General features: G+C 61.0%; 20 protein-coding genes. 11 read left to right on the top strand and 9 right to left on the bottom strand.

The features are described 5' to 3' along the window. Positions 1-55 precede the first annotated feature (55 nt). Positions 56-616: a GTP cyclohydrolase I FolE gene (folE, locus tag D7S89_RS26100; RefSeq protein ID WP_484419722.1), complete on the top strand. Its 561-nt coding sequence runs from the start codon at positions 56-58 to the stop codon at positions 614-616. A 54-nt stretch (positions 617-670) separates the two neighbouring features. Here folE and D7S89_RS26095 read toward each other — a convergent pair whose 3' ends face one another. From D7S89_RS26095 to epsC, 3 genes are all read right to left on the bottom strand, one after another. Then, a complete protein-coding gene (locus D7S89_RS26095) occupies positions 671-1,639 on the bottom strand; it encodes a DMT family transporter (RefSeq protein ID WP_121281775.1) in 969 nt (322 codons plus the stop codon). 136 nt (positions 1,640-1,775) lie between these two features. Next, positions 1,776-2,609 (bottom strand): AraC family transcriptional regulator, encoded by an 834-nt coding sequence (locus D7S89_RS26090; protein WP_183085351.1) that lies wholly within the window; start codon positions 2,607-2,609, stop codon positions 1,776-1,778. Continuing rightward, the gene (epsC, locus tag D7S89_RS26085; RefSeq protein ID WP_121281773.1) at positions 2,609-3,553 is read right to left on the bottom strand and encodes a serine O-acetyltransferase EpsC; all 945 of its coding nucleotides are present in this window, start codon (positions 3,551-3,553) and stop codon (positions 2,609-2,611) included. The genes D7S89_RS26090 and epsC overlap by 1 nt, the downstream gene beginning before the upstream one ends. 455 nt (positions 3,554-4,008) lie before the next feature. On the opposite strand from epsC, the gene D7S89_RS26080 reads away from it, so the two are divergent. Both D7S89_RS26080 and D7S89_RS26075 read left to right on the top strand, forming a co-directional pair. Continuing rightward, positions 4,009-4,365, top strand: a complete 357-nt coding sequence (locus tag D7S89_RS26080; protein WP_121281772.1) for a type II toxin-antitoxin system TacA family antitoxin — start codon at positions 4,009-4,011, stop codon at positions 4,363-4,365. Beyond that, positions 4,313-4,798 (top strand): GNAT family N-acetyltransferase, encoded by a 486-nt coding sequence (locus D7S89_RS26075; RefSeq protein ID WP_121281771.1) that lies wholly within the window; start codon positions 4,313-4,315, stop codon positions 4,796-4,798. The genes D7S89_RS26080 and D7S89_RS26075 overlap by 53 nt, the downstream gene beginning before the upstream one ends. Before the next feature lie 52 nt (positions 4,799-4,850). On the opposite strand, the gene D7S89_RS26070 is transcribed toward D7S89_RS26075, so the two are convergent. Further along, positions 4,851-5,084: a hypothetical protein gene (locus D7S89_RS26070; protein ID WP_121281770.1), complete on the bottom strand. Its 234-nt coding sequence runs from the start codon at positions 5,082-5,084 to the stop codon at positions 4,851-4,853. Between the two features lie 366 nt (positions 5,085-5,450). Between D7S89_RS26070 and D7S89_RS26065 the strand changes: the two genes are divergently transcribed. Together D7S89_RS26065 and D7S89_RS26060 are read left to right on the top strand one after the other, a co-directional pair. Beyond that, positions 5,451-5,915, top strand: coding sequence for a hypothetical protein (locus D7S89_RS26065; RefSeq protein ID WP_121281769.1), 465 nt, complete (start codon positions 5,451-5,453; stop codon positions 5,913-5,915). Positions 5,916-6,018: 103 nt separating this feature from the next. Continuing rightward, positions 6,019-6,621, top strand: a complete 603-nt coding sequence (locus D7S89_RS26060; protein ID WP_121281768.1) for a short chain dehydrogenase — start codon at positions 6,019-6,021, stop codon at positions 6,619-6,621. A gap of 76 nt (positions 6,622-6,697) precedes the next feature. Here D7S89_RS26060 and D7S89_RS26055 read toward each other — a convergent pair whose 3' ends face one another. Both D7S89_RS26055 and D7S89_RS26050 read right to left on the bottom strand, forming a co-directional pair. Continuing rightward, a complete protein-coding gene (locus tag D7S89_RS26055; protein WP_121281767.1) occupies positions 6,698-8,278 on the bottom strand; it encodes an aldehyde dehydrogenase (NADP(+)) in 1,581 nt (526 codons plus the stop codon). Positions 8,279-8,732: 454 nt separating this feature from the next. After that, positions 8,733-10,022: an Nramp family divalent metal transporter gene (locus D7S89_RS26050; protein ID WP_121281766.1), complete on the bottom strand. Its 1,290-nt coding sequence runs from the start codon at positions 10,020-10,022 to the stop codon at positions 8,733-8,735. Between the two features lie 281 nt (positions 10,023-10,303). Here D7S89_RS26050 and bluB point away from each other — a divergent pair, with 281 nt between their 5' ends. Further along, positions 10,304-10,963 (top strand): 5,6-dimethylbenzimidazole synthase, encoded by a 660-nt coding sequence (bluB, locus tag D7S89_RS26045; RefSeq protein ID WP_121281765.1) that lies wholly within the window; start codon positions 10,304-10,306, stop codon positions 10,961-10,963. A gap of 90 nt (positions 10,964-11,053) precedes the next feature. Here bluB and D7S89_RS26040 read toward each other — a convergent pair whose 3' ends face one another. Continuing rightward, positions 11,054-11,305, bottom strand: a complete 252-nt coding sequence (locus D7S89_RS26040) for an H-NS histone family protein (protein WP_121281764.1) — start codon at positions 11,303-11,305, stop codon at positions 11,054-11,056. Positions 11,306-11,833: 528 nt separating this feature from the next. Here D7S89_RS26040 and D7S89_RS26035 point away from each other — a divergent pair. Continuing rightward, positions 11,834-12,616: a DUF3050 domain-containing protein gene (locus D7S89_RS26035; protein WP_121281763.1), complete on the top strand. Its 783-nt coding sequence runs from the start codon at positions 11,834-11,836 to the stop codon at positions 12,614-12,616. Between the two features lie 95 nt (positions 12,617-12,711). Here the strand turns inward: D7S89_RS26035 and D7S89_RS26030 are convergent, their stop codons facing one another. Then, a complete protein-coding gene (locus D7S89_RS26030) occupies positions 12,712-14,898 on the bottom strand; it encodes a S46 family peptidase (protein WP_245983319.1) in 2,187 nt (728 codons plus the stop codon). 710 nt (positions 14,899-15,608) lie between these two features. On the opposite strand from D7S89_RS26030, the gene D7S89_RS26025 reads away from it, so the two are divergent. From D7S89_RS26025 to D7S89_RS26010, 4 genes are all read left to right on the top strand, one after another. Beyond that, complete coding sequence (locus tag D7S89_RS26025) at positions 15,609-16,646, top strand: nucleotidyltransferase domain-containing protein (protein WP_121281762.1); 1,038 nt, start codon at positions 15,609-15,611, stop codon at positions 16,644-16,646. 159 nt (positions 16,647-16,805) lie between these two features. After that, positions 16,806-17,630 carry a beta-barrel domain-containing protein gene (locus D7S89_RS26020; protein WP_121281761.1) on the top strand — a complete coding sequence of 275 codons (825 nt, stop codon included), beginning with the start codon at positions 16,806-16,808 and terminating at the stop codon, positions 17,628-17,630. Continuing rightward, on the top strand, positions 17,631-19,760 hold the full coding sequence (locus D7S89_RS26015; protein ID WP_121281760.1) for a peptidase domain-containing ABC transporter: 2,130 nt from the start codon (positions 17,631-17,633) through the stop codon (positions 19,758-19,760). It begins immediately after the preceding gene. Positions 19,761-20,262: 502 nt separating this feature from the next. Continuing rightward, on the top strand, positions 20,263-21,096 hold the full coding sequence (locus D7S89_RS26010) for a hypothetical protein (RefSeq protein WP_147426775.1): 834 nt from the start codon (positions 20,263-20,265) through the stop codon (positions 21,094-21,096). Between the two features lie 135 nt (positions 21,097-21,231). Here D7S89_RS26010 and D7S89_RS26005 read toward each other — a convergent pair. Then, on the bottom strand, positions 21,232-21,564 hold a 333-nt coding region (locus D7S89_RS26005; RefSeq protein ID WP_147426774.1), incomplete at its 5' end, for an integrase core domain-containing protein.

Genomic DNA, 21,564 nt, shown 5'->3' with positions numbered 1-21,564 from the left:
GGCCAGTGCGCCTGTCTCGTCGCCGCGCCCCACGCGCGAGCAGGCGGAAGACGCCGTGCGGGTGCTGCTGCGCTGGGCCGGCGACGATCCCGAGCGCGAAGGCCTGCTCGATACGCCGGCGCGCGTGGCGCGGGCCTACGAGGAGTTCTTCTCAGGCTATTCGGTCGATCCGCGTGACATCCTGGCGCGCACGTTCTCGGAAGTCGATGGCTACGACGAGATGGTCGTGCTCAAGGACATCCGTTTCGAAAGCTACTGCGAGCATCACATGGTGCCGATCATCGGCCGGGCGCATGTGGCGTACCTGCCCAAGCATCGTGTCGTCGGCATCTCCAAGCTCGCGCGGCTCGTCGATGCGTTCGCGAAGCGCTTGCAGATCCAGGAGAAGATGACGGTGCAAATCGCCGACACGCTCAACGAAATCCTGCAACCGAGAGGCGTCGGCGTGATCCTCGAGGCCGCGCATCAATGCATTACGACGCGCGGCGTGCACAAGCCCGGCGTCGAGATGGTCACCTCACGGATGCTCGGCGCGTTCCGCACCGATCCGTCGACGCGCCGCGAATTTCTCGCGATCGTCGCGAATCCGGCCGCCGTCAACGTGCCCAATACCTGACCCTGAAGCGAGCCTTCAGTCGGGTCAGGCCTCGCCCTTACCTGGTACGTTCTCTCACGCACTCGGTAAGGGCCGCTCGCGGCGCTGTGGGCACGGGCGTAGTCGAGCGCTCTCCTCGCGCATGCCGTCGCATACAATCAGCGCGACCGCAACGAGCACGCAGAGCATGCCCATCAACTGCACGACGCCGATCGTCTCATGCAGCACGAGCGCGGCCAGCACGGCTGCCGACAGCGGCACGAAGGCCGTAAACGCGCCGGCCTGCGCACCCGCGATACGCGCAGCGCCGGCGAACCAGAGCAGAAAGCCGCCGACGGTTGGCACGAGCGCGTAATAGACCACGCCCTCGATCGCCGTCACATCGATTGCCTTCGTCCACGGCCGCTCGATCAACGCGGGAACGAGGGACAACGCGAGACCGATGCCCGACATCAGCGTCGACATCTGCAACGGCGAGATCGGCGTGCGCAGCCGCTTGTTCAGCAGGATGAACAGCCCCTCGCAGAATACGGCGGCGACGATGAACAGGTTGCCGAGCAAGGTAGACGCCGCGTGGGCGACGGCAGCGGCGTTTGCCGTTCCCCCTGTGCTTCCCGTGCCGCCTGTGCAGACGAACACCCCGATCGACGCGAGCGCCACGGCGGCGACCGTCAATCTGCCGGGCCGTTCGCGCAGCGCGAGCACGGCGATCAATGCGGCGACGGCGGGCAGGCTGCCCGTGATCACACCGGCGTTGGTCGCGGAGGTGAAGCGCAAGCCGGCCAACAGCAGCACCGTATAGCCCACACTGCCCGAGCCGGCCTGCACCGTCAGCAGCAGCGCCTCACGAGCGCTCACGCGCGGCCAACGTTCGCCCGCCAGCTTCATCGCCGCAACGAACACGGGAAAAGCGATCGCAAAACGCAGCGCCGTGGCGGAAAACGGCGGCAGTCCGTGCGCGATCAACTTGCTGGCGACCACGGTGCTGCCCACGCCGATCATCGCGAGCGTGCAAAAGAGGTAACCCGTCCAACGCGAATTCATACACTGCACTCCTCACATCATTGATCGACGTGAGGAGCGTAGACGCGCACAAGTAGGGCGTCTTGAACGAAATTGCAGCCTGCCAGGGGAACGGAATGCGAACGGCCGGCACGATGCGTGCCGCGCGGCAAGCTCGTCAGCGCACGGCCGTCGCGTAGTTCGACGGCGTGACGCCGAAGAAGCGCACAAACGCACGCGTCATGTGACTCTGATCGGCGAAGCCTGCGCCGGCCGCCGCGTCGGCCAGCGCCGTGCCGTCTGCTATGAGGCGTCGCGCAAGCGCGACGCGCCGCTGGATCTGATACGCGTGGGGTGGCAATCCTGTCGCCCTGGCGAACTCGCGCAACAGCTGAAAGCGCGTCAGGCCCGCCTCGGCGGCAAGACATGCGAGCGTCACGGCCGCAGCGGGATCGTCGTCGATACGCGCGCGCACGCGGGTCATGACGTCGGCCGGCCCGCGCGTGAGTGCGCGCGCGCCCTGCCTTACCCTCACCGTCGTATGACGTCGGACAAGATCCGCGAGCAACCCGAACAACACCTCTTCGCGTGCCAGTGAATCGAGTGAGGCACCCTCTTCGACAACGGCAGCAAAGGCGCGCGTGAACAAGCCCGCGAACCGGGCGTCACGCAGCACGGGCCGCTCGAGCTCCATTCGGGTTGGCGACGGTGCGTCGAATTCGTACGCGACGTCGTGCATGAGTGCGGGCTCGATGTAGAGCATCCGCCAGGCACGGCCGCGTTCGTCGAGCGGCGCGCCATCATGCACTTCGCCAGGGTTGACGGTGATGACATCGCCGGCGCGCGCCTCGACCGGCCCACAACCGCTCGCCGAACGCTGCGCGCCGCGCAGCACGACGCCGACGCCAAACCGATCGTGCGAATGCCGTGCGAACGATTGCGCGGTATCGGCGACGGTCGCCTCGACACCGCCGACCGCGCAACGATGCATGACGACGCGGCCGCGTTTCATCACCGGGCGCGCTTGGCGGCGTCGAGCTCGTCGGCGTGCGTGGTTTCCGCGCGCACGTTGCCTTGCGAGATGCTGCTGCCGGGCGGGACGCTGTGTGTAAGCCACACATTGCCGCCGATCACCGCACCGCGCCCGATCGTCACGCGTCCGAGAATCGTTGCACCGGCGTAGATGACGACATCGTCCTCGACGATCGGATGGCGCGCGCGACCTTTGACGAGCGTGCCGTCATCGTCGGCCGGGAAACTCTTGGCGCCGAGCGTGACGGCCTGATACAGACGAACGCGCTCGCCGATGATGGCCGTTTCGCCGATCACGACACCGGTGCCGTGATCGATGAAAAAGCTCGGACCGATTTGCGCGCCGGGGTGGATGTCGATACCGGTGGCCGAGTGCGCGATCTCGTTGATGAAGCGTGCCAGCAGCGGCACGCCGAGCTGGTGCAGCGCATGCGCGAGGCGGTGATGCATCATGGCCAGCACGCCGGGATAGCACAGCAGGATTTCGGTGATGTGCTGCGCCGCCGGGTCGCCTGCAAAGGCCGCCTGAATATCGCTCACGAGTATCGCGCGAATGGCGGGCAGCTGCGCGCCTAACGCACGCGTGATCTCGAACGCGCGCTCGGTGAGTTCAGCCTCGGGAGTTTCGGCGTGTTCGGGTAGAAAGCGCAGCGCGCGGCGCACTTGCTCGCAGAGCAGCCGCAGCGTGCTCTCGAGCGTGGTGCCGACGTAGTAGTCGACGCTTTCGCTCGTCAGATCAGGGGCGCCGTAATGCGTCGGAAACATCGCGGCGCGCAGGCCATTCACGATACCGACGATGGCCTCGCGCGAAGGCAGTTCGCGAATGCCGCGCGGATGGCGCGTGCGGTGCAGCTCCTCACGCGACGCGCGCAACTCCGCGACGATCTGCTCGAGCCCCCACTGGCGGGAAGACGGATTCGACATGATGAAAGCAATAGCCGCGCGATGTACGGCTTGAAAAAGTGACGAATGCGAAGAGATTACCGCTTTTTTGCGGGGGGCGCGTGGCACCTCGGCGGCGGGAGCCGAAACGACCACAACCGCAGACGGATTCAATGCGAACTGGACCAAGGCATATGCCCCCCGTCAAGTCGAACAACCTGCATAGGACATGGGCTGAAATTTCGCAGGTTGACTGCGACACCGTCCCCGCGAGCCTTAGCCTGTATCCATACGGGCTGATTAGCGGTGCCAAAATGACGCCATCGCGGTGGCAAAATGACACCACAGTGATACACTGGCTTTTCCCTCGTCGAGGGATTCCAGCAGTAACGCGTTGATGAACGAGGGCCTCACCCTATTCATCCCAACAATCAAACAAGGGCCGCAAACCTGTCCGCGCCGGGAGGCACCGCAGGGAGGCCCTGGAAAGGAAAGCGATGGCTATGAAGCACGGCAGCGACACGAGCGATAGCCCCGGTCGCGGGCGAATTACTGCCCGGTTGAGTGCGGAGAAGCAGGAACTACTGCAGCTTGCTGCAGAACTGTCAGGCAGTACGCTCAACCAGTTCGTTGTGCAATCGGCGCTTCGTGCGGCAGAGCAGGTTATTCAGCAGGAAGAAGTCATCCGGTCCATCCGGCTGACGATGGCGGAATCGAAACGCTTCTTCGAATCACTGGACCAACCTGCGGCACCAAACGAAGCACTTCAACGCGCGATGGAGCGTTTTCGGAAAAAGAAGAGTGGAAGCAGAAATTCGAAGTCTGGAACCGAGCGACGACCGCGACACGTTTGATTGCGGTATCCGTTCACTAAACGACTGGTTGCGCAAAACAGCCAGGCAACACCAGGAGAAGAACCTTTCTCGCACCTTCGTCGCGATTCGACCCGCCGAACCTCACAGGATCATCGGCTATTACGCGCTAGCGGCGACGTCGGTGGAAACCACCGGGATGTCGAGTCACAAGCTTCCGCGAAACGTACCGGCCGTGCTCTTGGCACGGCTGGCTGTTGCCGACGACAGCAAGGGCCAGGGCCTCGGTGAATACCTTCTCATGCACGCGCTCGATGCAATCGTGACCACCGCCGCCACAATCGGCGCGCAGTGCGTGGTCGTCGACGCTGTCGACGCGGCAGCAGCTGGTTTCTATGAGAAGGATGGGTTCCTGCCTCTCACCACCAACCCTCTTCGACTCTTCCTTCCGCTTGCCACGATTCGCCAAGCTTGACGACATCTCACGACATCCGCGATTTCGGCATGCAAGCCGCACCTGTCATCACTCAGATCGTCATGCTGCTCGCATCGATCCAGCGCACGGCCCAATCGCGGGCATGCGCGATGGCGGCGGATTCTTCGGCAAAGCGCAGCTCGGCCGGGAAAAAGCGGTTGGCCACGAGCTCGCCATCGCTCGAACGCGAAATCACGACGTACGCCTGGTACGTACCGTCCCCCGCACGCGCAGGCGCGCAGTTGAGCAGATATCCGCGATGAGTGAACGCGGCGTCGGGATGCATGACTCGCCTGCCTCCAAATGCCCTGATACGTTCGTTTGGCGCGTTGCCGGGTCGCAGACAACGCCACGTCGCAGCCGCCCCGGGCCTTTTTTCACGGCCCGTACCGGCTGGCAGGATTCGAATCATACTCTGTAGAAATCGGCGCTTCTAAGGAAAAAAATGGGGGTTGCGCACCGTGTAGCGGCGGGCATGGCGCTTGCGAAACAAAGCTTGCGGAACACATGTTCCGCGCTCCCGCATCCCGCGTTTCCCCTGCCTTGAAGTATCGCGAAACGCTGCACTACGATGGATGAACCGCGACACGCGTGCCGAACGCGTCCAAGCGTCGATGCTTCACGAGCAAGCGCCGTACCCAGCGAGCAGATCATGAATGTGAGCCATCCGATTCCCGGCGACCCGCTGCGGCGCGTCTATCATCTGTTCGAGGCGCGGCACCATGCGCTCGAGCCTCGCGCGGCAAGACGCTTGAACATCGCGCTCATGTGCCTCGGCGTCAGTTATGCGCTCGCCTGGCTGGAGATTCCGCTGAGCTTTGCGATGTCGCCCCCTGGGGACGCGTCGATGGCCGGTGATTCGCCGCTCGTCGCGGCGATCACGGCGTGCGTGCTGCTGGGCGCGCTCTACACGTTCGTCGCCCTCTGTTATGCCTGGGCGCGCTGGCTGACGGTCGTGATGAGCTTGTTGTCGGTGGTGTTCGTCGGCCCGCTGCTGCCCGCCGAATGGCAAACATTTGCGCTCGGCGCGCTCGTGACGAGCACCGGTCTCGCCGCCAAGTTCGCCGCTGCCTTGCTGCTGATCGCACCGCTGCACAAGCGGCGCGACGGACGCTAAGCGGCGACGCACGCGTCAATCTCGCACACGGCACAGCGCGTCTTCGCTCGTGCTCGCGTTCGAACGCGTGGCCTGTGTCACCTTCGTTGGGAGGGAGCCGGAGATGAAAATCGTCGTCATCGGCGCGAGCGGCACGCTCGGGCGAGCAGTCTGCACCGAACTCAAGACACGTCATCAAGTCATCGAAGTCGGTGCCTCGCACGGCGACTATCACGTCGACGCGACCAACCTGCCCAACGTCGAGCGCCTCTTTCACGAAATCGGCCGGGTCGATGCGGTCGTCACGACGATGGGCAAACTCCATTTCGGCCCGTTTCACGACATGACGGCCGATCAGTTCTGGATCGGCCTGCGCGACAAGCTGATGGGGCAGATCAACGTCGTGCTCGCAGCCCAGCACCACGTGAACGACGGCGGTTCGTTCACGCTCACGAGCGGCATCCTCGCCGACGAGCCGATTCGCCACGGCATCAATGCCACAACCGTGAACCTCGCGGTCGAAGGCTTCGTGCGCGGCGCGGCGATCGAGCTGCCGCGCGGCATCCGCATCAACGCCGTGAGCCCAACCGTGCTCGAAGAATCGATGGATGCCTACGCGGCATACTTTCGCGGCTTCGAGCCTGTCCGCGCGCATCGTGCCGCGCTCGCCTACTGCCGCAGCGTCGAGGGTGCGCAGACGGGGCGTGTCTATCGAGTCGGGGCATGAGCCCTTGAGGCGGTAGGCGCCGGTAGACCCCGCAGGCCGTCAACCGGCCCACGGCGTCCCACCAGCCACGCCCTGCTCAGCGGCGCTCGAGCGAGCCGTCGCGCAGCCGCCAAAGCCCCAGCGGGTTCGCGTCCTGCACGGCATCGGGCAACAAGTCTGCCGGCAAATCCTGATAGCAGACGGGTCGTAGAAAACGCTCGATCGCCAGCGCGCCGACCGAAGTCGTGCGCGGATCGGACGTAGCCGGGAACGGTCCGCCATGCACCATCGCATGCGCAACTTCGACGCCCGTCGAAAAACCGTTCGCCAAAATGCGCCCGGCTTTGCGCTCGAGCGTCGGCAACAGCTTGCGCGTCAGTGCGTAGTCTTCGCGTTCGATATGCAGCGTGGCGGTCAGCTGCCCCTCGAGATGCTCGGCGAGCTTGATCATCTCGTCGACGTTGGCGCATGTGACGATCAGCGACGTCGGTCCGAAGATTTCGTCCTCGAGCACCGGCTCGGCCAGGAATTGCCGCTGCGTCGTCGTGAACAGCGACGGCAGCGCCGCATGCTGAGCCTCGCTCGCCGTACCTTCCCCAACGCGCTTCACCCCATTCGTCGCCGCGCGCTGAGCCACGCCGCTGCGATAGGCCGACGCGATACCGGCAGTCAGCATCGTCTGGGCGCCCTTCTTCTCGAGCGCCTTCGCAGCCGTATCGACGAACATTTGCAGATGCGGCCCTTCGAGCACGACGACTAGCCCCGGATTCGTGCAGAACTGACCGACGCCGAGCGTCAGCGATTCGACGAAGCCATTGGCGATCGCCTCGGCGCGCGTCGCAAGCGCACCGGGCATGACGAAGCACGGATTGATGCTGCTCATCTCGGCATAAACCGGAATCGGCTCCCGACGCCGCGCGGCAATATTCATCAGCGCAATCCCGCCGCCGCGCGAACCCGTGAAGCCGACGGCCTTGATCACGGGATGCCCGACCAGCGCCTCGCCGATTGCATTGCCGGCACCGACCACCAATGCGAACACGCCGGCAGGCAGGCCGCATTCGGCCACCGCCTGCTGAATCGCCCGGCCGACGAGCTCCGAGGTGCCCAGATGCGCCGGATGCGCCTTGACGACCACGGGGCAGCCGGCCGCGAGGGCTGATGCCGTGTCGCCCCCGGCCACCGAAAACGCGAGCGGGAAATTGCTGGCACCGAACACGGCCACCGGCCCGACGGGGATTTTTTGCAGACGCAGATCGGGCCTCGGCAGCGGCTTGCGCTCGGGCTGGGCCGAGTCGAGCGTCGCGTCGAGCCAGCGGCCTTCGCGCACGAGCGTGGCGAAGAGCTTCAGCTGATTGATGGTACGCGCGCGCTCCCCTTCGAGACGCCCCTTCGGCAAGGCCGATTCGGCGTGGGCGCGTTCGATCAGCGCGTCGCCGAGCGCGAGAATCCGCTCGCCGATCGCCTCGAGCAGGCGGGCACGCGTCTCGAGCGGCGCGGTGCGAAACGGATCGAAGGCCTCGTGCGCCAGGCGGCAGGCGCGTTCGACGTCGCCCGCGTCGCCCGCGCCGAAGGCCGGCTCGATGTCGCTGTTACGGGCCGGGTCGAACGCGCGCAGCGTGCCGGCGGTGCCCCGCACCGCCGTGCCGCCGATCAGCATGTCTCCGGTGATCTGCATCGTCTGTCTCCTGGTGGATGCCGGCCGCACGACCGGCGTCAAATCGCGATGCGGCAGGGACGAGCGTCGCAGCCTCCGTCGCGAGCGTCGATCTTCGCACGATTCGCGTTTTTGCGACGAACGCCAAAATATGAAGCGTTCAAAGTCCCGAAAACGCTCACCTTTGACCGGCGAGCGATCGACGCGGTGAGCGCGTTGTGATCCACGGGCCTCACCTGGGAAGCCGTCAAGCGCTTGAAAATACGGGGCCTTCGTTCATTACCGGCATATTCGAGGCAATGAAAGGCGAGCCGGCGTCGGTTTGCCGCCTCACCTTTTAGCCGCTCCCGAAAAGACTCACCTATGGCGAGAGGATGCGTCGAACGTCGCAGAAGCGGGATCGCGCCCCCTACCCGGCGACCGTCAAGCAGATCGATCAGGAGTACAAACCGGTCATCATCGAAGGCGGTTCGACTCACCACGACTGAACGACGAGCACCCCGTTCAGCGCGACGATGGCCGCTGCCGCGACGATCGCCAGCAGCGTCGTCGTGTTGTGCAGCCGGAATCGCCCCATCGTGCGCGCACGCGAGGCGAACACGATCAGCGCGATCATCGGCACCGGCACGGCGAGACTGAGCACCACCTGGCTCATCACGAGCGCGCGTGTCACATCGACGCCGAGCGCGACGACCACCACGCTCGGCACCATGGTCACGAGTCTGCGCGCCCACAGCGGAATCGCGAAGCCGAGGAAGTCCTGCATGATCATCTGTCCGGCCATCGTGCCGACGACGGAGCTCGAGATGCCCGACGCCATCAGCGCGGTCAGGAACAACCCCGCCGCCATCGAACCGAATACCGGGGTGAGCGTGTAATAAGCGGTACCGATTTCGGCGGTGCCCCGGTAGTCGCGATGGAATGCTCCGCTCGCCATCACGACCATCACCATGTTGACGAGCCCGGCCACCGCCAACGCGATGACGACCTCCCGGTTCGAATAGCGCAACAGCTTGCGCGTGTCGTCCTCGCTCTGTGGCTTGATGCGCTCGCCGCTCAAGCCGGAGTGCAGGAACAGCGCATGCGGCATCACGGTTGCGCCGACGATGCCGACCGCGATCAACAGCGCGTGGCTGTCCGCGAGGTGCGGCACGAGCGTGCCACGCACGATGGGTCCCCACTGGAGCGGCACGAAGAACAGCTCGGCGAGGTAGGCCAGCGCGATTACGCCAACGAACGCGCCGATTGCCAGTTCGAGCGGGCGAAAGCCGCGGCCTTGCACCAGCAGCAGCCCCCACGTGACCACCGCCGTGGCAACCATGCCGGCCAGCAGCGATACATGGGCGAGCAGCGCGAAGCCGATCGCACCTCCCAGGAATTCGGCAAGATCGGTCGCCATCGCCGCGATCTCGCCGACGACCCACATCGCCAACACGACCGGTCTCGGCAAGCTGCTCGCGCACACGGCCGCGAGGCTCATACCCGTCACGACGCCGAGCCGCGCGGAGATGGCCTGAAACAGCATCGCCACGACGTTCGCGAACAGCACGGCCCACAGCAGCGTGTAGCCGTAGCCAGCCCCGGCCTGAAGGTTGGTGACGATGTTGCCGGGGTCCATGTAGGCCACCGACACGACGAGGGCCGGCCCTGCGAATGGCAGCAGCATCCGCACGCCGCGCCGACGGCCGTCGAGCGCCTCGCGCATGTGCGCCGCGGTGCGCTCGCTCCAACTCGGTTGACGTTTGGGCACGGAAGCGTCGTCCATGGCGTGGCCTTCCTCGGTTGGCGCGTCCACTCAATCATGCGCCAGACTCGACGCGACTGCACGGCAAGCGTAGAGACAAACGACAAGCGGGGCGCCCCGCCATCCACGCCTTCGTACGATCGCGCACGTGAAACGGACGAATCGGTACAGTCCGAATCGGATCGCCAGCGCGCACGACGGTACGCAGGGCATTACACTGATATCTCGCCAGACGCATGTTGCGCGAGCCGCATCGGCGGCTTTGGCTCCCTTTAACGCGGCCTTCGCGGCCAACCCACTCCATGGCAAAGCAATTCGACGATTCAGAAAGAGCCGCGGTGTACCGGGCCATTTATGAACGGCGCGACATGCGTCATTTCGTCCGCGAGCCGGTCGACCCGGCAGTGCTCGCGCGCCTCATCGACGCCGCGCATCACGCGCCGAGCGTCGGCTACATGCAGCCCTGGCGCATCGGCCGCGTCACCGACCAGGCGCTGCGCAAGGCGCTGCACGACAGCGTCGAGCGCGAGCGCATCAAGACAGCGGACGCGCTCGGCGAGCGGCACGACGAGTTCATGAAGCTGAAGGTGGAGGGCATGCTGGAGTGCGGTGAGCTGCTCGTCATGGCGCTGATGGACGGCCGCGACAAACATGTGTTCGGCCGCCGCACGATACCGGAGATGGACCTGGCCTCGGTCTCCTGCGCGATTCAGAACATGTGGCTCGCCGCGCGCGCGGAAGGGCTCGGCATGGGGTGGGTGTCGCTATTCGATGTGGACGAAGTGCGCGCGCTGCTGCGCATGCCGCCCGGTGCAAAGCCTGTCGCGCTCTTGTGCCTGGGGCACGTCGAGCAGTTCTACCCGCGGCCGATGCTCGAAATCGAGCAGTGGGCGCAACGCATGCCCCTTACGGAATGTGTATTCGAGAATTACTGGCCCGCCGCACCGCGCGAAAACGACTAAACCGAATCGGAAATGGCCGAGACCGCCGGGCGCGCGGCATTGCGCCGGCGTAAGGGTCGCCCTGGGGCCAGTTCAAGCCGATAACAGACGCTAGCCTTCGCTTTCGCAGCGGTAGAAATCCATTTGCTGCCCCGCGGCGACTGCGCGACGCAACCAATCGGGGGGATCCCCGAAGCCGTCCCACGTATTACCCATTGCGTCGCGATAAAGCACAGGCCGCACAGCCTGCTTATCGGCCGTAATCGATTCGGCCACGGCTTCCACGGTGATGCCGTATTCTTCCATGCGGCGCCGGAGCCAGCGAATCAATCGTTCGCGAGCCTCGCCTTCAAGCTGTTCCATCGATGATTCCGGTTAAGTTGATGCGGGAGACCGAGCCCCCATGACCGAGCCGAATCATACTCGACTCGCGGCCTGCAGCGCTTGCAGCCACTCTGCGCGCCGGCCGGATAGGGCGCGCGTCGGATCGTTTTCCAGGGTGTCGATCTGAATTATCGATACAAATTTTTGAAAAAGCAAAATACCAAAAACAGGCGGTCAATCAGTGCCACGCATGTTTCGTTCCACGCCTTCCGGGTAAGCCGAAGGCTCGAATAGGTTTCAAGAACGTTTCCTCTTACGTATTGGTCTGTCCTAAAGCGATGCGCATCGTGGTTTGCGCAGCAACCGCTTCAAAAACCACCTGCTGGCTTGGCCGGCGCCGTGCTTCCGCCCTCCGACGAACCGCTGTGGCGCCGCGATTTGCCTTCCTTTTTTCCCATTTAGAATTCACGCCGGATAGAGGCTGCTATTCCCTACATAATGCCGTTCGCATCGGCATCGCTTAATTCCTGCGACGCTTCACCATTAACTCCATCCGAGGGCGAAATCGTGAATACACTCGAACAACTCGACGAAGCGCTGAAGGTGCAACATCGGCAACTTGCTCATCATCCTGTTTTTCACGCCATCACCTCCATCGACGAGCTGCGTACCTTCATGGAATGGCACGTGTTCGCGGTGTGGGATTTCATGTCGCTGGTCAAACGCCTGCAGGCCGACCTGACCACCGTCACTGTACCGTGGGTCGCGCCCAAGAGCGCGAAGGCCGCGCGCCTCATCAACGAAATCGTGCTGGGCGAGGAATGCGACGCCACGCCGTGGGGGCCGATGAGTCACTTCGATCTGTACCGGCGCGCGATGCGTGATGTAGGCGCTAACACCGGGCGGATCGACGGGATGCTCGAGTGCCTGCGGGCCGGCTCGAGTGTCGAGCAGGCCCTCGTCGCGGCCGACGCGCCCGCGCCGGTACAGTGCTTCGTCAACGCGACGCTGGCCACCTGCGTTCGCGGCGCCATGCACGAGGTGCTCGGCAACTTCTTTTACGGCCGCGAAAACGTGATTCCCGACATGTTCCGCACGCTGCTCGCGCGCTGGGGCATCGGGCGCGAGAAGGTGCCGCTGTTCGCCTTCTACATCGAGCGGCACATCGAAGTCGACAGCGGCGAGCACGGTCCCGCCGCACATGAACTGATTCGCGAGGCGGCGGACGGCGACACGCATCGCACGCGTGAAGCGCTCGAAGCCGGGCTCGCTGCGATCAGCGAGCGGTTGCATCTGTGGGACGGGTTGCTCGCGCAGCTCGAACGTCGACATGATGTGTTGGCCACCTGAACACCGAACGTTAGAGCGTTAGAGTGCTCGGGAGCGCCGGATGCCGCACCCTCCCGAAAACACTCACCTTTGCCACAAACGCCACGTGCCGCCCGTCAGTTTGCGACCGGCACGTGCATTTCCTCGAGCAGGTTGTCGGCATGGCCGAGGTGATGCATGACCCACAGCATGTACCGGATGTCGACGTGGATCGTTCGGAAAACACGCGGATCATAGAGCCAATCACCATCGATTCCCTCCCATTCGCCGTCGAAGGCAAGGCCGACGAGCCGGCCGTTTTTGTCGAGCGTCGGCGAACCCGAGTTGCCGCCGGTAATGTCGAGGTTCGACAAGAAATTGACAGGCAGCGTACCGAGCTTCGGCGATGCGAACCCATCGTAGGCCTTCGCGCGGATCGCCGTCAGCTCGACGGCAGGAATGTCGAACGGTTTGGCACCGCTCTTTTGCACGATTCCTTCGGCCGTCGTGAACGGCGCATTGATGACGCCATCGCGCGGCTCGTAGCCCTTCACATTGCCGAACGTCACGCGCAGCGTGAAATTCGCGTCAGGGTAGATCGGCAGCCCGCGCACAGCGTAATAGGCAGCCAGCGCCTGAACATAGCGCGGACGCAGCAGCGCCTCCTCGCCCGTGAATGCCTTCGTCTCGCGTTCGAGCGTCAGCAGATCGGGCATCAACGCGCTCATCCATTGCAGCCACGTATCGTCGCTCGCGTGGATCTGCGCCGGCGTCGCGTCGAGCCATTTGACACGCGTAGCCGTGTCGGTGAGCCGCGTGCCCGCAAATAGCGCCGACACCTTCTTCGTGATCGCGGCTTCGTCGGATGCGCCGTCGAGCCATTTGTCGAGCGAAGGCAAATGGTCGGTGGCGGGCAGTTTCACGTAACGCTGTAGCAGATAGACCAGCTTGCGCGATTCGACAGATGGGTCCATCTGGCGGTCAAGCTTTTTCTCGTTCGCAAGCAGACGTGCTTCGTCACGCTTCTGATAGCCGACCTCACGCTCGGCATCGGGCTTCTGACGTTCGTCGGCGAGACGCACGATCTCGTATGTCGCGTTGAACAAGCCACCGCGCTTGAGCATGGCCAGAGTAATGTCACGCTCGCGATGCCGCGTCCGCGCATCGACAAGCGTGCGCAAGCGACCGATGTCGGCACGCAACGCAGCCGCATCGACACTGCCGCCCGGCTTTTGCTGCGCAAGCCATTGATCGAGTGCAGCCTCACGCGCTTGCTTGACCTCCAATGCATTGCTACGCGCGAACGCTTCGAGATCGCCTTGATCCTTCTTGACGTAGTTGTCGTACGTTCCGACGATGTCCGCATACTTGACGGGTACCTCGGGCTTGGTCTTGCCCACATCGGCTACGATGTTGGAGAAGCCCTGCGCCAGCTCGATGAACAAGGGGTGTTCTTTGTCGCGCGCCTCTTGTAGCTCTTCGGCGAGACGATAGCGATTCGTGTACCCGGGGTAGCCCGCGACCATCACGAAATCGCCTGCCTCGACGCCCTTCGGATTCACCGACAGCCAGTGCTTGGGGCGATACGGCACGTTGTCTTTCGAGTATGGCGCCGAGCTGCCGTCCTTCGCGACATAGGCGCGCAGGAACAGAAAGTCGCCACCGTGGCGCGGCCACATCCAGTTGTCGACCTCGCCGCCAAATTGGGCGATCCCGTACGGCGGCGCGTACACGAGCCGCACGTCGCGGATCTCACGTTGCTTGATGAGCCGATAGCTGTCACCTCCATTGAACGTATAGACATCGCAACGATACCCGGGCTGCTCGCAACCTTGCACGAGCTGCTTCTTCGCAGCGTCAATCGCCATATAGCGGGCGTAACCGTCCATCTGCGGCGTCAGCTTGGCCTTGACGCTGGTGGTGACGTCGCTGATCGCCTCGGTCACGTAGACGCGCTGCGTCGGGGCGGCCGGCAGCTCCTCGCCTTTGGTGCGCGCGAGAAAACCATCGTCGACCAGGTTCTTTTGCGGCGTGGAGTTGTATTGCAGCGGACCTATCCCGCAGTGATGGTTCGTCACGACGAGGCCATCGGGTGAGACAAACGAAGCCGAGCAAAATCCGAGACTCACCACGGCATCCATCGGCCAGTCCGTCAGTTCGGTGAGCTTTTTCGGGACCAGTTCTAGGCCGCGTTCTTGCAGCGTCGCGGCCAGGGAGGGCAGTTGGGACGGCTGCCACATGCCCTCGTCGGCATAGGCGGCAGGGTAAATCGATGCGACGACAACGGCGCATGCCGTCATCATCAATGACAGTCTCGAAATCATGTGCACTCCGTTTTTTCGTTCTTCTTGTTGAACAGACCAGGCTTGGCTGACAGTGGGCACGCGTTCGCCCGGCGAAGGTGTGAAGCAGCGTCTTCGACATATCCAGCCTGGTGGATTTGCCTCGTCGCGAAGAGGGAGTCGAGGGTCTCAAGTCTTATCGATCGTTGGGTCCTTGCCACCCAGGCTGACCGGTATGCTGCCAGAGTTAAGCGAGGCGTGCACAAGGTGGCTGCGCGGTGGTGTGCGCAGCGAAAGGGGCACGCAATGGCGCCCTACGAAGCGCGTATGAAGCGGGTGATACTAAACGCTGGGTTGTGGCCAGATGGTGGAATGCTGAAGTAATGACGCGTTAGGTTCGCTGCTCATCGTACGCGTTCGATGTCGAAGCTCCCGAAAATGCTCACCTTGCGTCAAGGTGCCGCCCTGCGACCGTGGCCGATTAGGTGCCTCATTCACCGATTATCAGTGATTTCCTTCAGATTGCCGGCTACGAGCAGCGCAAGTATGTCACTCGTAGAACTCCATCGTGTCGGATGAGGTGCCGATCCAGTCGACTGTCGTCCCGAAGGGTACGCGCTAGCTTATGGTATGCAGAGGCGTCCAAAGATCGAGCGACAGATTGAAAATTTCAGTGCAGGGTTCATCAATATAAATTTGTTTTTTTTGAAAAATTTCAATTCATATTAACACCTCCCCTGGAGGCCCTCTGAATGATGACTCGCGACGCATCGATCGACGTAACAAAACTCGATGGAGACTGGATTCTCGACGCCCTTCCGGAAAGTATTCATAAACACGTTTTGTTCGCATGCCTAATCGGCTCGCATGCCGAAGGACTCGCGACTGTTACGTCCGACATCGATGTGATGCTGGTTCATAAGGATGATGCGTCGCGCACGCTCTTTTTCGGTGCAAATGGCCCAACACTATGTGGTGGGCTACGCATAGATATAATCGCATTTTCGCATAATGAAGTTATGCGCCTCCTGGAATCGGGGCGTGGAGATTTAAACAAATTATCAACACGCCAAGTCGAACTTATACACAAGATATTAAAAGGGCGCCCCATTTTTAATCATCGAAATCACCAGAATCTCATAGCAAATATTAGAATTGAAGATTTCAATCGTGGCATGTATTTTCGGTATCTCTGGATGGCTAACGACCAGTACACAGACTTGGTTGGCCTTATCGAGGGAGGCCACATTCGCGAAGCCGCTGAGACCGCGAGATCGCTAACTCGTAGTTACACAGATGCATTTCTTGCAATGCGTGGCGACACCTATCCTCGCTCCAAATGGAGATTGAGCAAGCTTGAGCGTTCGCTTTCACAAAAATCCTTGTTGTTTCGAGAAATACTAGGAATCGAATTTGGCGGAGCAAGGGAAATTAATGATGAATCTCTCTACAGGCTCATCTATCGCTGCATGGCAGTGGTTCGTATGTTGCAGATAAGTTGTTATTTCAACTCCGAACTAGTTGAATACCTCTATGCACCACCATGCACCGCAGACTATATTTCCCGCATAAATCAAATTGAACGATCAGGGGAAAAATTTATTCTTCGACATGCGCTTGAGGAGAAAGTAGTTGACCCCTTAACTGCCATATGCTTGCTTGTTGATGAGCAGCGCAGCGATGCCGATATTTATTCCGCACTCAAATTTGTGAATTTCGATGGAGGGTTTAGCTTACAGTCCATTGCACGCCGCCGGCAAATTCTGAAGAATCTCGGCTTTCTTTCATGAACGACTATTTTCATGAACTCTGCCGCGATAAGGAGGTATTGTCAATTTATTCAGCGAGTCGACAGACATCGAACTAGGTCGATGTCTCGCCCCCATTTTTGCAACGTCATCTGATCGGTGGTGCTTCCGCCGTTATCGCGATCGATCAAACGATGCCATATGAAAAATAACGCAGCAACTACGAAAGACAAAGCACCACTCATCCGCCAAGAAGCCCTTGTGCACGCCAGCCTGAGACGGCACGGGACCGTCCTTCTGACCACGTCCCGTGTAGCTAGCATCACCTCTGCCGCCGCGCTCACGACGTCGCTCTGCCTCGTCGCCCTACTCATGTGCGCGTCCTATACGCGGAAGGTGTCAATCCACGGGCATCTTCGTCCGGCACAAGGTGCTCTCGCCGTGGTGTTCGGCGTCGAAGGCGTCGTTACGAAGGTGCGCGTGAAGGACGGCGAGAAGGTATCGACGGGCACGCCGATGTTCGAGATTCAGACAGCAGCCTCAAGTGGCTCGCCTATTGTTATCGTTGCTCGCCACGCTGGCATAGTGACCGACCTCGCCGTCGATATAGGGCAACTGGTCAAGCCAAGTTTGCCGCTTGCCCTAGTCTTTCCAGAAGGGACACCGCTGGAAGGAGATGCCTATGTGTCCGCGCAGCTCTTAGGCCAGATCAGGGAGGGCACGAACGTATCAATTCGATACTCCGCACTCCCTTTCCAAACCTTCGGGCAATTCCACGGCGTAATCACGGAGATTACCGAAACCACGAACGTGCCTGCGGCAGTACGCTCAGGCACAACGTTGGACCAACCAGCCGAATCGATCTTTCGTGTGCGCATCCGGCTTGACCCGCAAAGCACGAAATCGCTCCGTGATACCTCGCAGCTGCGCTCGGGAATGTTGTTCGATGCGTCGGTACCGCTCGAGCGCCACCGGCTCTATCAGTGGATCCTGCCTTCTCTTTCCAAGCCATCCGGCCGCATATAGATGAATCTCAAGAAAATCCCGGATCTGCGCTTCTGGCGCAAGCCCATTGTTCCACTAATGCTGCAAACCGAGGCCACCGAGTGCGGCTTGGCATGTATCGCAATGATTGCATCGTACTGGGGACACGAGACTGATCTTCGAAACATGCGGTTGCGTTTCTCTGTTTCCCTAAAAGGAATAACGCTTAAGACCCTGATGTCGATCTCGACCACACTCGGGTTGCGCGCTCGCGCACTACGCACGGACGTCAAACAACTGGTGTCGGTGAAGCTGCCTTGTGTGTTGCACTGGGACATGAACCACTTCGTCGTACTAAAGCGAATCAAGGGCAACACTCTGTACCTGAACGACCCTGCCGTTGGAGAACGCATCCTGGACATGGTAGCTGTCAGCTCCCATTACACTGGCGTCGCGCTGGAACTGCAGCCCTCCGCATCGTTCACACCGCAGGACGCTCCACCTCGCTTCGCTATTTCCTCACTGATTGGGCGTGTCGTCGGGCTACGCCGCGGATTAGCGGCGATCGTGTCGCTCGGGATCGCGATGCAAATCCTTTCGATGATTGCGCCGTTCTACGTCCAGTGGGTGGTCGACGAGGTGTTGGTGGCTAGCGACGAGAACCTGTTAACCGTGCTGGCACTCGCATTCACGCTACTAGCCGTAATGCAAGCCGCACTGTTTGCACTGCGTACCTGGTTCACCACGACCCTGTCCACTGACTTGAATTTCCAGTGGCTCAACAACGCGTTCACTCACCTGATGCGTCTGCCAATCGATTTCTTCGAGAAACGGCACGTGGGCGACATAATTTCCCGATTCGGTGCAATCCAAACGATCCGGCGCAGCCTGACGAACCAATTCGTTGACGCCTGTATCGACGGCATCCTCGTCGTCGGCTCCTTGACTATCATGGCGATGTATAGCATGCGACTTACGGGGATTGCACTGCTTGCTGTGGTCCTGTATTGCCTCGCGCGCACGCTTTTATACCGTCCGTTACGGGCCAAGACTCGTGAGCAGATCATCCATTCATCCAAACAGCAAACTCACTTCATTGAATCGACGCGCGGTGCACAAACGATCCGCCTGTTCAACGGTGCTGAAGAACGCCGGGCCGGATGGGCCAATTTGCTTGCCGATCAGATGAATGCGGAACTGGACATTGCTAGGCTCAGTCTTGGGTTGCAGACTGCAAATAATCTCATCTTCGGCATCGAGCGAGTCGTTGTAATTTGGTTAGGGGCCAAGCTAGCGCTGAATGGACATTTCTCTGTCGGTATGCTGCTAGCCTTTCTGGCGTACAAGGAACAATTTTCGCTGCGGGTAGCCGCGCTGGTCGACCGATTTTTTGAGTTCAAGATGCTTGGCCTCCAAGGGGAGCGTCTTGCCGACATTCTCCTTGCTGCGCCGGAATCCGAATGCTGGGAGCATGAAAACTTGCTGGACGACGTCGATAGCATCCCTTCGGTCGAGGCACGTAACGTGTCGTTCAAATACGCATCAGATGAGCCCTACGTGCTAAAAGACATCAACTTTTGCATCGAACCGGGCGAATGCCTCGCACTGACGGGAGCCTCTGGTAGCGGCAAGACTACGCTGGTGAAGATCCTGCTGGGCATGCTGGAGCCAACAGAAGGGGAAATTCTGGTGAACGGAGGGCCGTTGCGCAAGGTCGGACTCGACAACTACCGCAACCTGCTTGGTACGGTCATGCAGGACGATGTTTTGTTCTCCGGCTCGATCGCCGATAACATCTGTTTTTTCGACCCCGATCCACGCCGGCGACGCATTGAGTCGTCTGCCCGACTGGCAGCAGTCCACGACGAAATTACCCAGATGCCGATGGGATACTCCACCTTGATAGGCAATATCGGAAGCGGGATCTCTGGTGGGCAAAAGCAACGTGTCCTGCTCGCTCGGGCGCTGTACCGAAATCCGAGGATCCTGGTGCTGGACGAAGCCACTAGTAACCTGGATGTCCAAAACGAACGCTTGGTCAACGCAGCGATAATGGAACTCGGTCTCACTCGAATTCTCGTCGCACACCGCCCAGAGACCATCGCGATGGCACAGCGCGTAGTTATCCTCGACAAGGGCGCGATAGTCTCCGATACCCGGCTAGCGGTATGATTTTCCCGAGCGGGGTAATAATTTGCGGCAGTCCACGTAGTAAATTCGCTTGGTACCGTCGACACGTGCAATCAATACTCGGTTGCCCCACGACAACCTCGCTTAGCACTATTCACCCAATGCCCCTGTGCAACCTGTGACAGACGATAAATTTCCCTATCCCCTTTCAGGACAATACTTGCGGCGACGGCTTGCTTTGAGCTTGTTCAAGCCCTTTGATGTTCCCGACAGTCTTGGCCGACCGCTAATGGAAGGACGTTCGGTTAACTATCCACTGCCTCATTCTGACTTTCGGAAATGCCCATTTCGCGACTCGCGTGATGGCCACCGCAGCCCAATGAATCTAGGTGCGCTTGCCCGCTTTCACATGGACCGGAAAGAGGTCATGGTCATGCTGGGCACACTAGCGCAAGCCATCCGATGTCATTGTCCACCCGTCGGAGATAGCTCGGGATCATTATTGGAAATCTGGCGCCTCGCGCATAGCGCTCGCATGTTGCCCATGCCGGAACTCCTCCTATCTAATTACCTCAGTACGAGCTCCCCGACGATTTCAGCACCAGTCAGCACCACGCATAAGTTCGCGCTCGGCATGCTCGACACGGTATTCTTCGCGCTGCGCCAAGGGTATCGGATTGACGCTGTATGCACACCCGAGCATCTGTACCGCTTTGCCGATGAACATAGGCGCTTCATCGGACGCACTGAGGTTTGCCCCGCATCGCCTAGATTAATGCGAGAGGTGCTGGCCGAACTAATTGGTACGCTCTCCGCCCCGATAGCACCGCTCGCCGACGCCAGTCACCCCGCAGGCACATACTTCGCTGCTATTCGCGTCGCCAAGGTTCAATGGATTCTGCATCGGTTCGCACTCCTGTTCGATATCGCGCGGCTTCGTACTTGGCACCAACTGCAGTCCCATACCGTCTCAAGCGAGATGCAGCCTGATGTCCGTCACGCCAGCGCTTACGCAGCCGAGGCGCAGAGCACTGCTTTGCTTGACGCACCGCTGGACAGTCCCTTCGTACGAGCCATGCTCGATCTCGACTGGCGAGTTGGAGATGCTGACGCACTGGATGAAGCATTTGCCCGCTTCACCATGGCTGCCGAACACGTCATTCGTGCGACTGCTTGGTCCATTCCAACGTCTCTGCATGGCGACTGGGCGGTCATTTTGCATGCTGCGCTGTCGTTGTTACAGGAAGCGGAGCATCAGTTGGGAACGCTTCTCGCACTACCGGCCGATCCGCCTCGCTACACCTATGTTAGAAGAGATCTCGATCACTTCTTCGGAAAGGCGCATCCGGCATTGCAATGCACGACCTCATCTTTATAGAGCCCCTTACACTAGTGAGCGTGTGCGCAGCCTCAGCCAGTCGCGTCTTGCGCCTTTTGTCGAGAAATTTTAGACAGCTCTAACACGACTCTCACGATTCTCGCTGGAGTTGCCCCTGTAATCCCGGACACAGCATCACACTAAGGTTGCTGAATCCATCGCGCGACGAAACGCTCGTGGCGAGCGATATTTCAACGCGCTATGGGGATGCTTCTCGTTGTAATGCTCGAAGGCGATGGCCAAGTTCCGCGCAGCAGTCGCGGCGTCCGGCTTGGGCATGAAGGCGACGTAATCGCGCTTCATCGTTTTCACGAAGCTCTCAGCCATCCCGTTACTTTGCGGGCTGCACACGGGCGTGGTCAATGGCTTCAAGCCGATATCCACGGCGAACCGGCGCGTCTCGTCGGCCGTGTAGCCCGAACCGTTGTCGCTCAACCACTCGATTTCGGATGGCGTATGCAACGCAGG

It is taken from the genome of Trinickia fusca, from assembly GCF_003628145.1.
GTDB lineage: Bacteria > Pseudomonadota > Gammaproteobacteria > Burkholderiales > Burkholderiaceae > Trinickia > Trinickia fusca.
Note: the sequence above shows the minus strand (reverse complement) of the source record. Positions and strands in the feature narration are given on the sequence as shown.

Bases quoted from the DNA above. Each gene is read 5' to 3' on its own strand.
- D7S89_RS26025 (WP_121281762.1), top strand. From the start codon at position 15,609: ATGATGACTCGCGACGCATCGATCGACGTAACAAAACTCGATGGAGAC.
- bluB (WP_121281765.1), top strand. From the start codon at position 10,304: ATGGCAAAGCAATTCGACGATTCAGAAAGAGCCGCGGTGTACCGGGCC.
- D7S89_RS26040 (WP_121281764.1), bottom strand. From the start codon at position 11,305: ATGGAACAGCTTGAAGGCGAGGCTCGCGAACGATTGATTCGCTGGCTC.
- D7S89_RS26065 (WP_121281769.1), top strand. From the start codon at position 5,451: ATGAATGTGAGCCATCCGATTCCCGGCGACCCGCTGCGGCGCGTCTAT.
- D7S89_RS26055 (WP_121281767.1), bottom strand. From the start codon at position 8,278: ATGCAGATCACCGGAGACATGCTGATCGGCGGCACGGCGGTGCGGGGC.
- D7S89_RS26030 (WP_245983319.1), bottom strand. From the start codon at position 14,898: ATGATTTCGAGACTGTCATTGATGATGACGGCATGCGCCGTTGTCGTC.
- D7S89_RS26010 (WP_147426775.1), top strand. From the start codon at position 20,263: ATGCCGGAACTCCTCCTATCTAATTACCTCAGTACGAGCTCCCCGACG.
- D7S89_RS26095 (WP_121281775.1), bottom strand. From the start codon at position 1,639: ATGAATTCGCGTTGGACGGGTTACCTCTTTTGCACGCTCGCGATGATC.
- D7S89_RS26050 (WP_121281766.1), bottom strand. From the start codon at position 10,022: ATGGACGACGCTTCCGTGCCCAAACGTCAACCGAGTTGGAGCGAGCGC.
- D7S89_RS26070 (WP_121281770.1), bottom strand. From the start codon at position 5,084: ATGCATCCCGACGCCGCGTTCACTCATCGCGGATATCTGCTCAACTGC.
- D7S89_RS26080 (WP_121281772.1), top strand. From the start codon at position 4,009: ATGGCTATGAAGCACGGCAGCGACACGAGCGATAGCCCCGGTCGCGGG.
- D7S89_RS26020 (WP_121281761.1), top strand. From the start codon at position 16,806: ATGAAAAATAACGCAGCAACTACGAAAGACAAAGCACCACTCATCCGC.
- D7S89_RS26015 (WP_121281760.1), top strand. From the start codon at position 17,631: ATGAATCTCAAGAAAATCCCGGATCTGCGCTTCTGGCGCAAGCCCATT.
- D7S89_RS26090 (WP_183085351.1), bottom strand. From the start codon at position 2,609: ATGAAACGCGGCCGCGTCGTCATGCATCGTTGCGCGGTCGGCGGTGTC.
- epsC (WP_121281773.1), bottom strand. From the start codon at position 3,553: ATGTCGAATCCGTCTTCCCGCCAGTGGGGGCTCGAGCAGATCGTCGCG.
- D7S89_RS26060 (WP_121281768.1), top strand. From the start codon at position 6,019: ATGAAAATCGTCGTCATCGGCGCGAGCGGCACGCTCGGGCGAGCAGTC.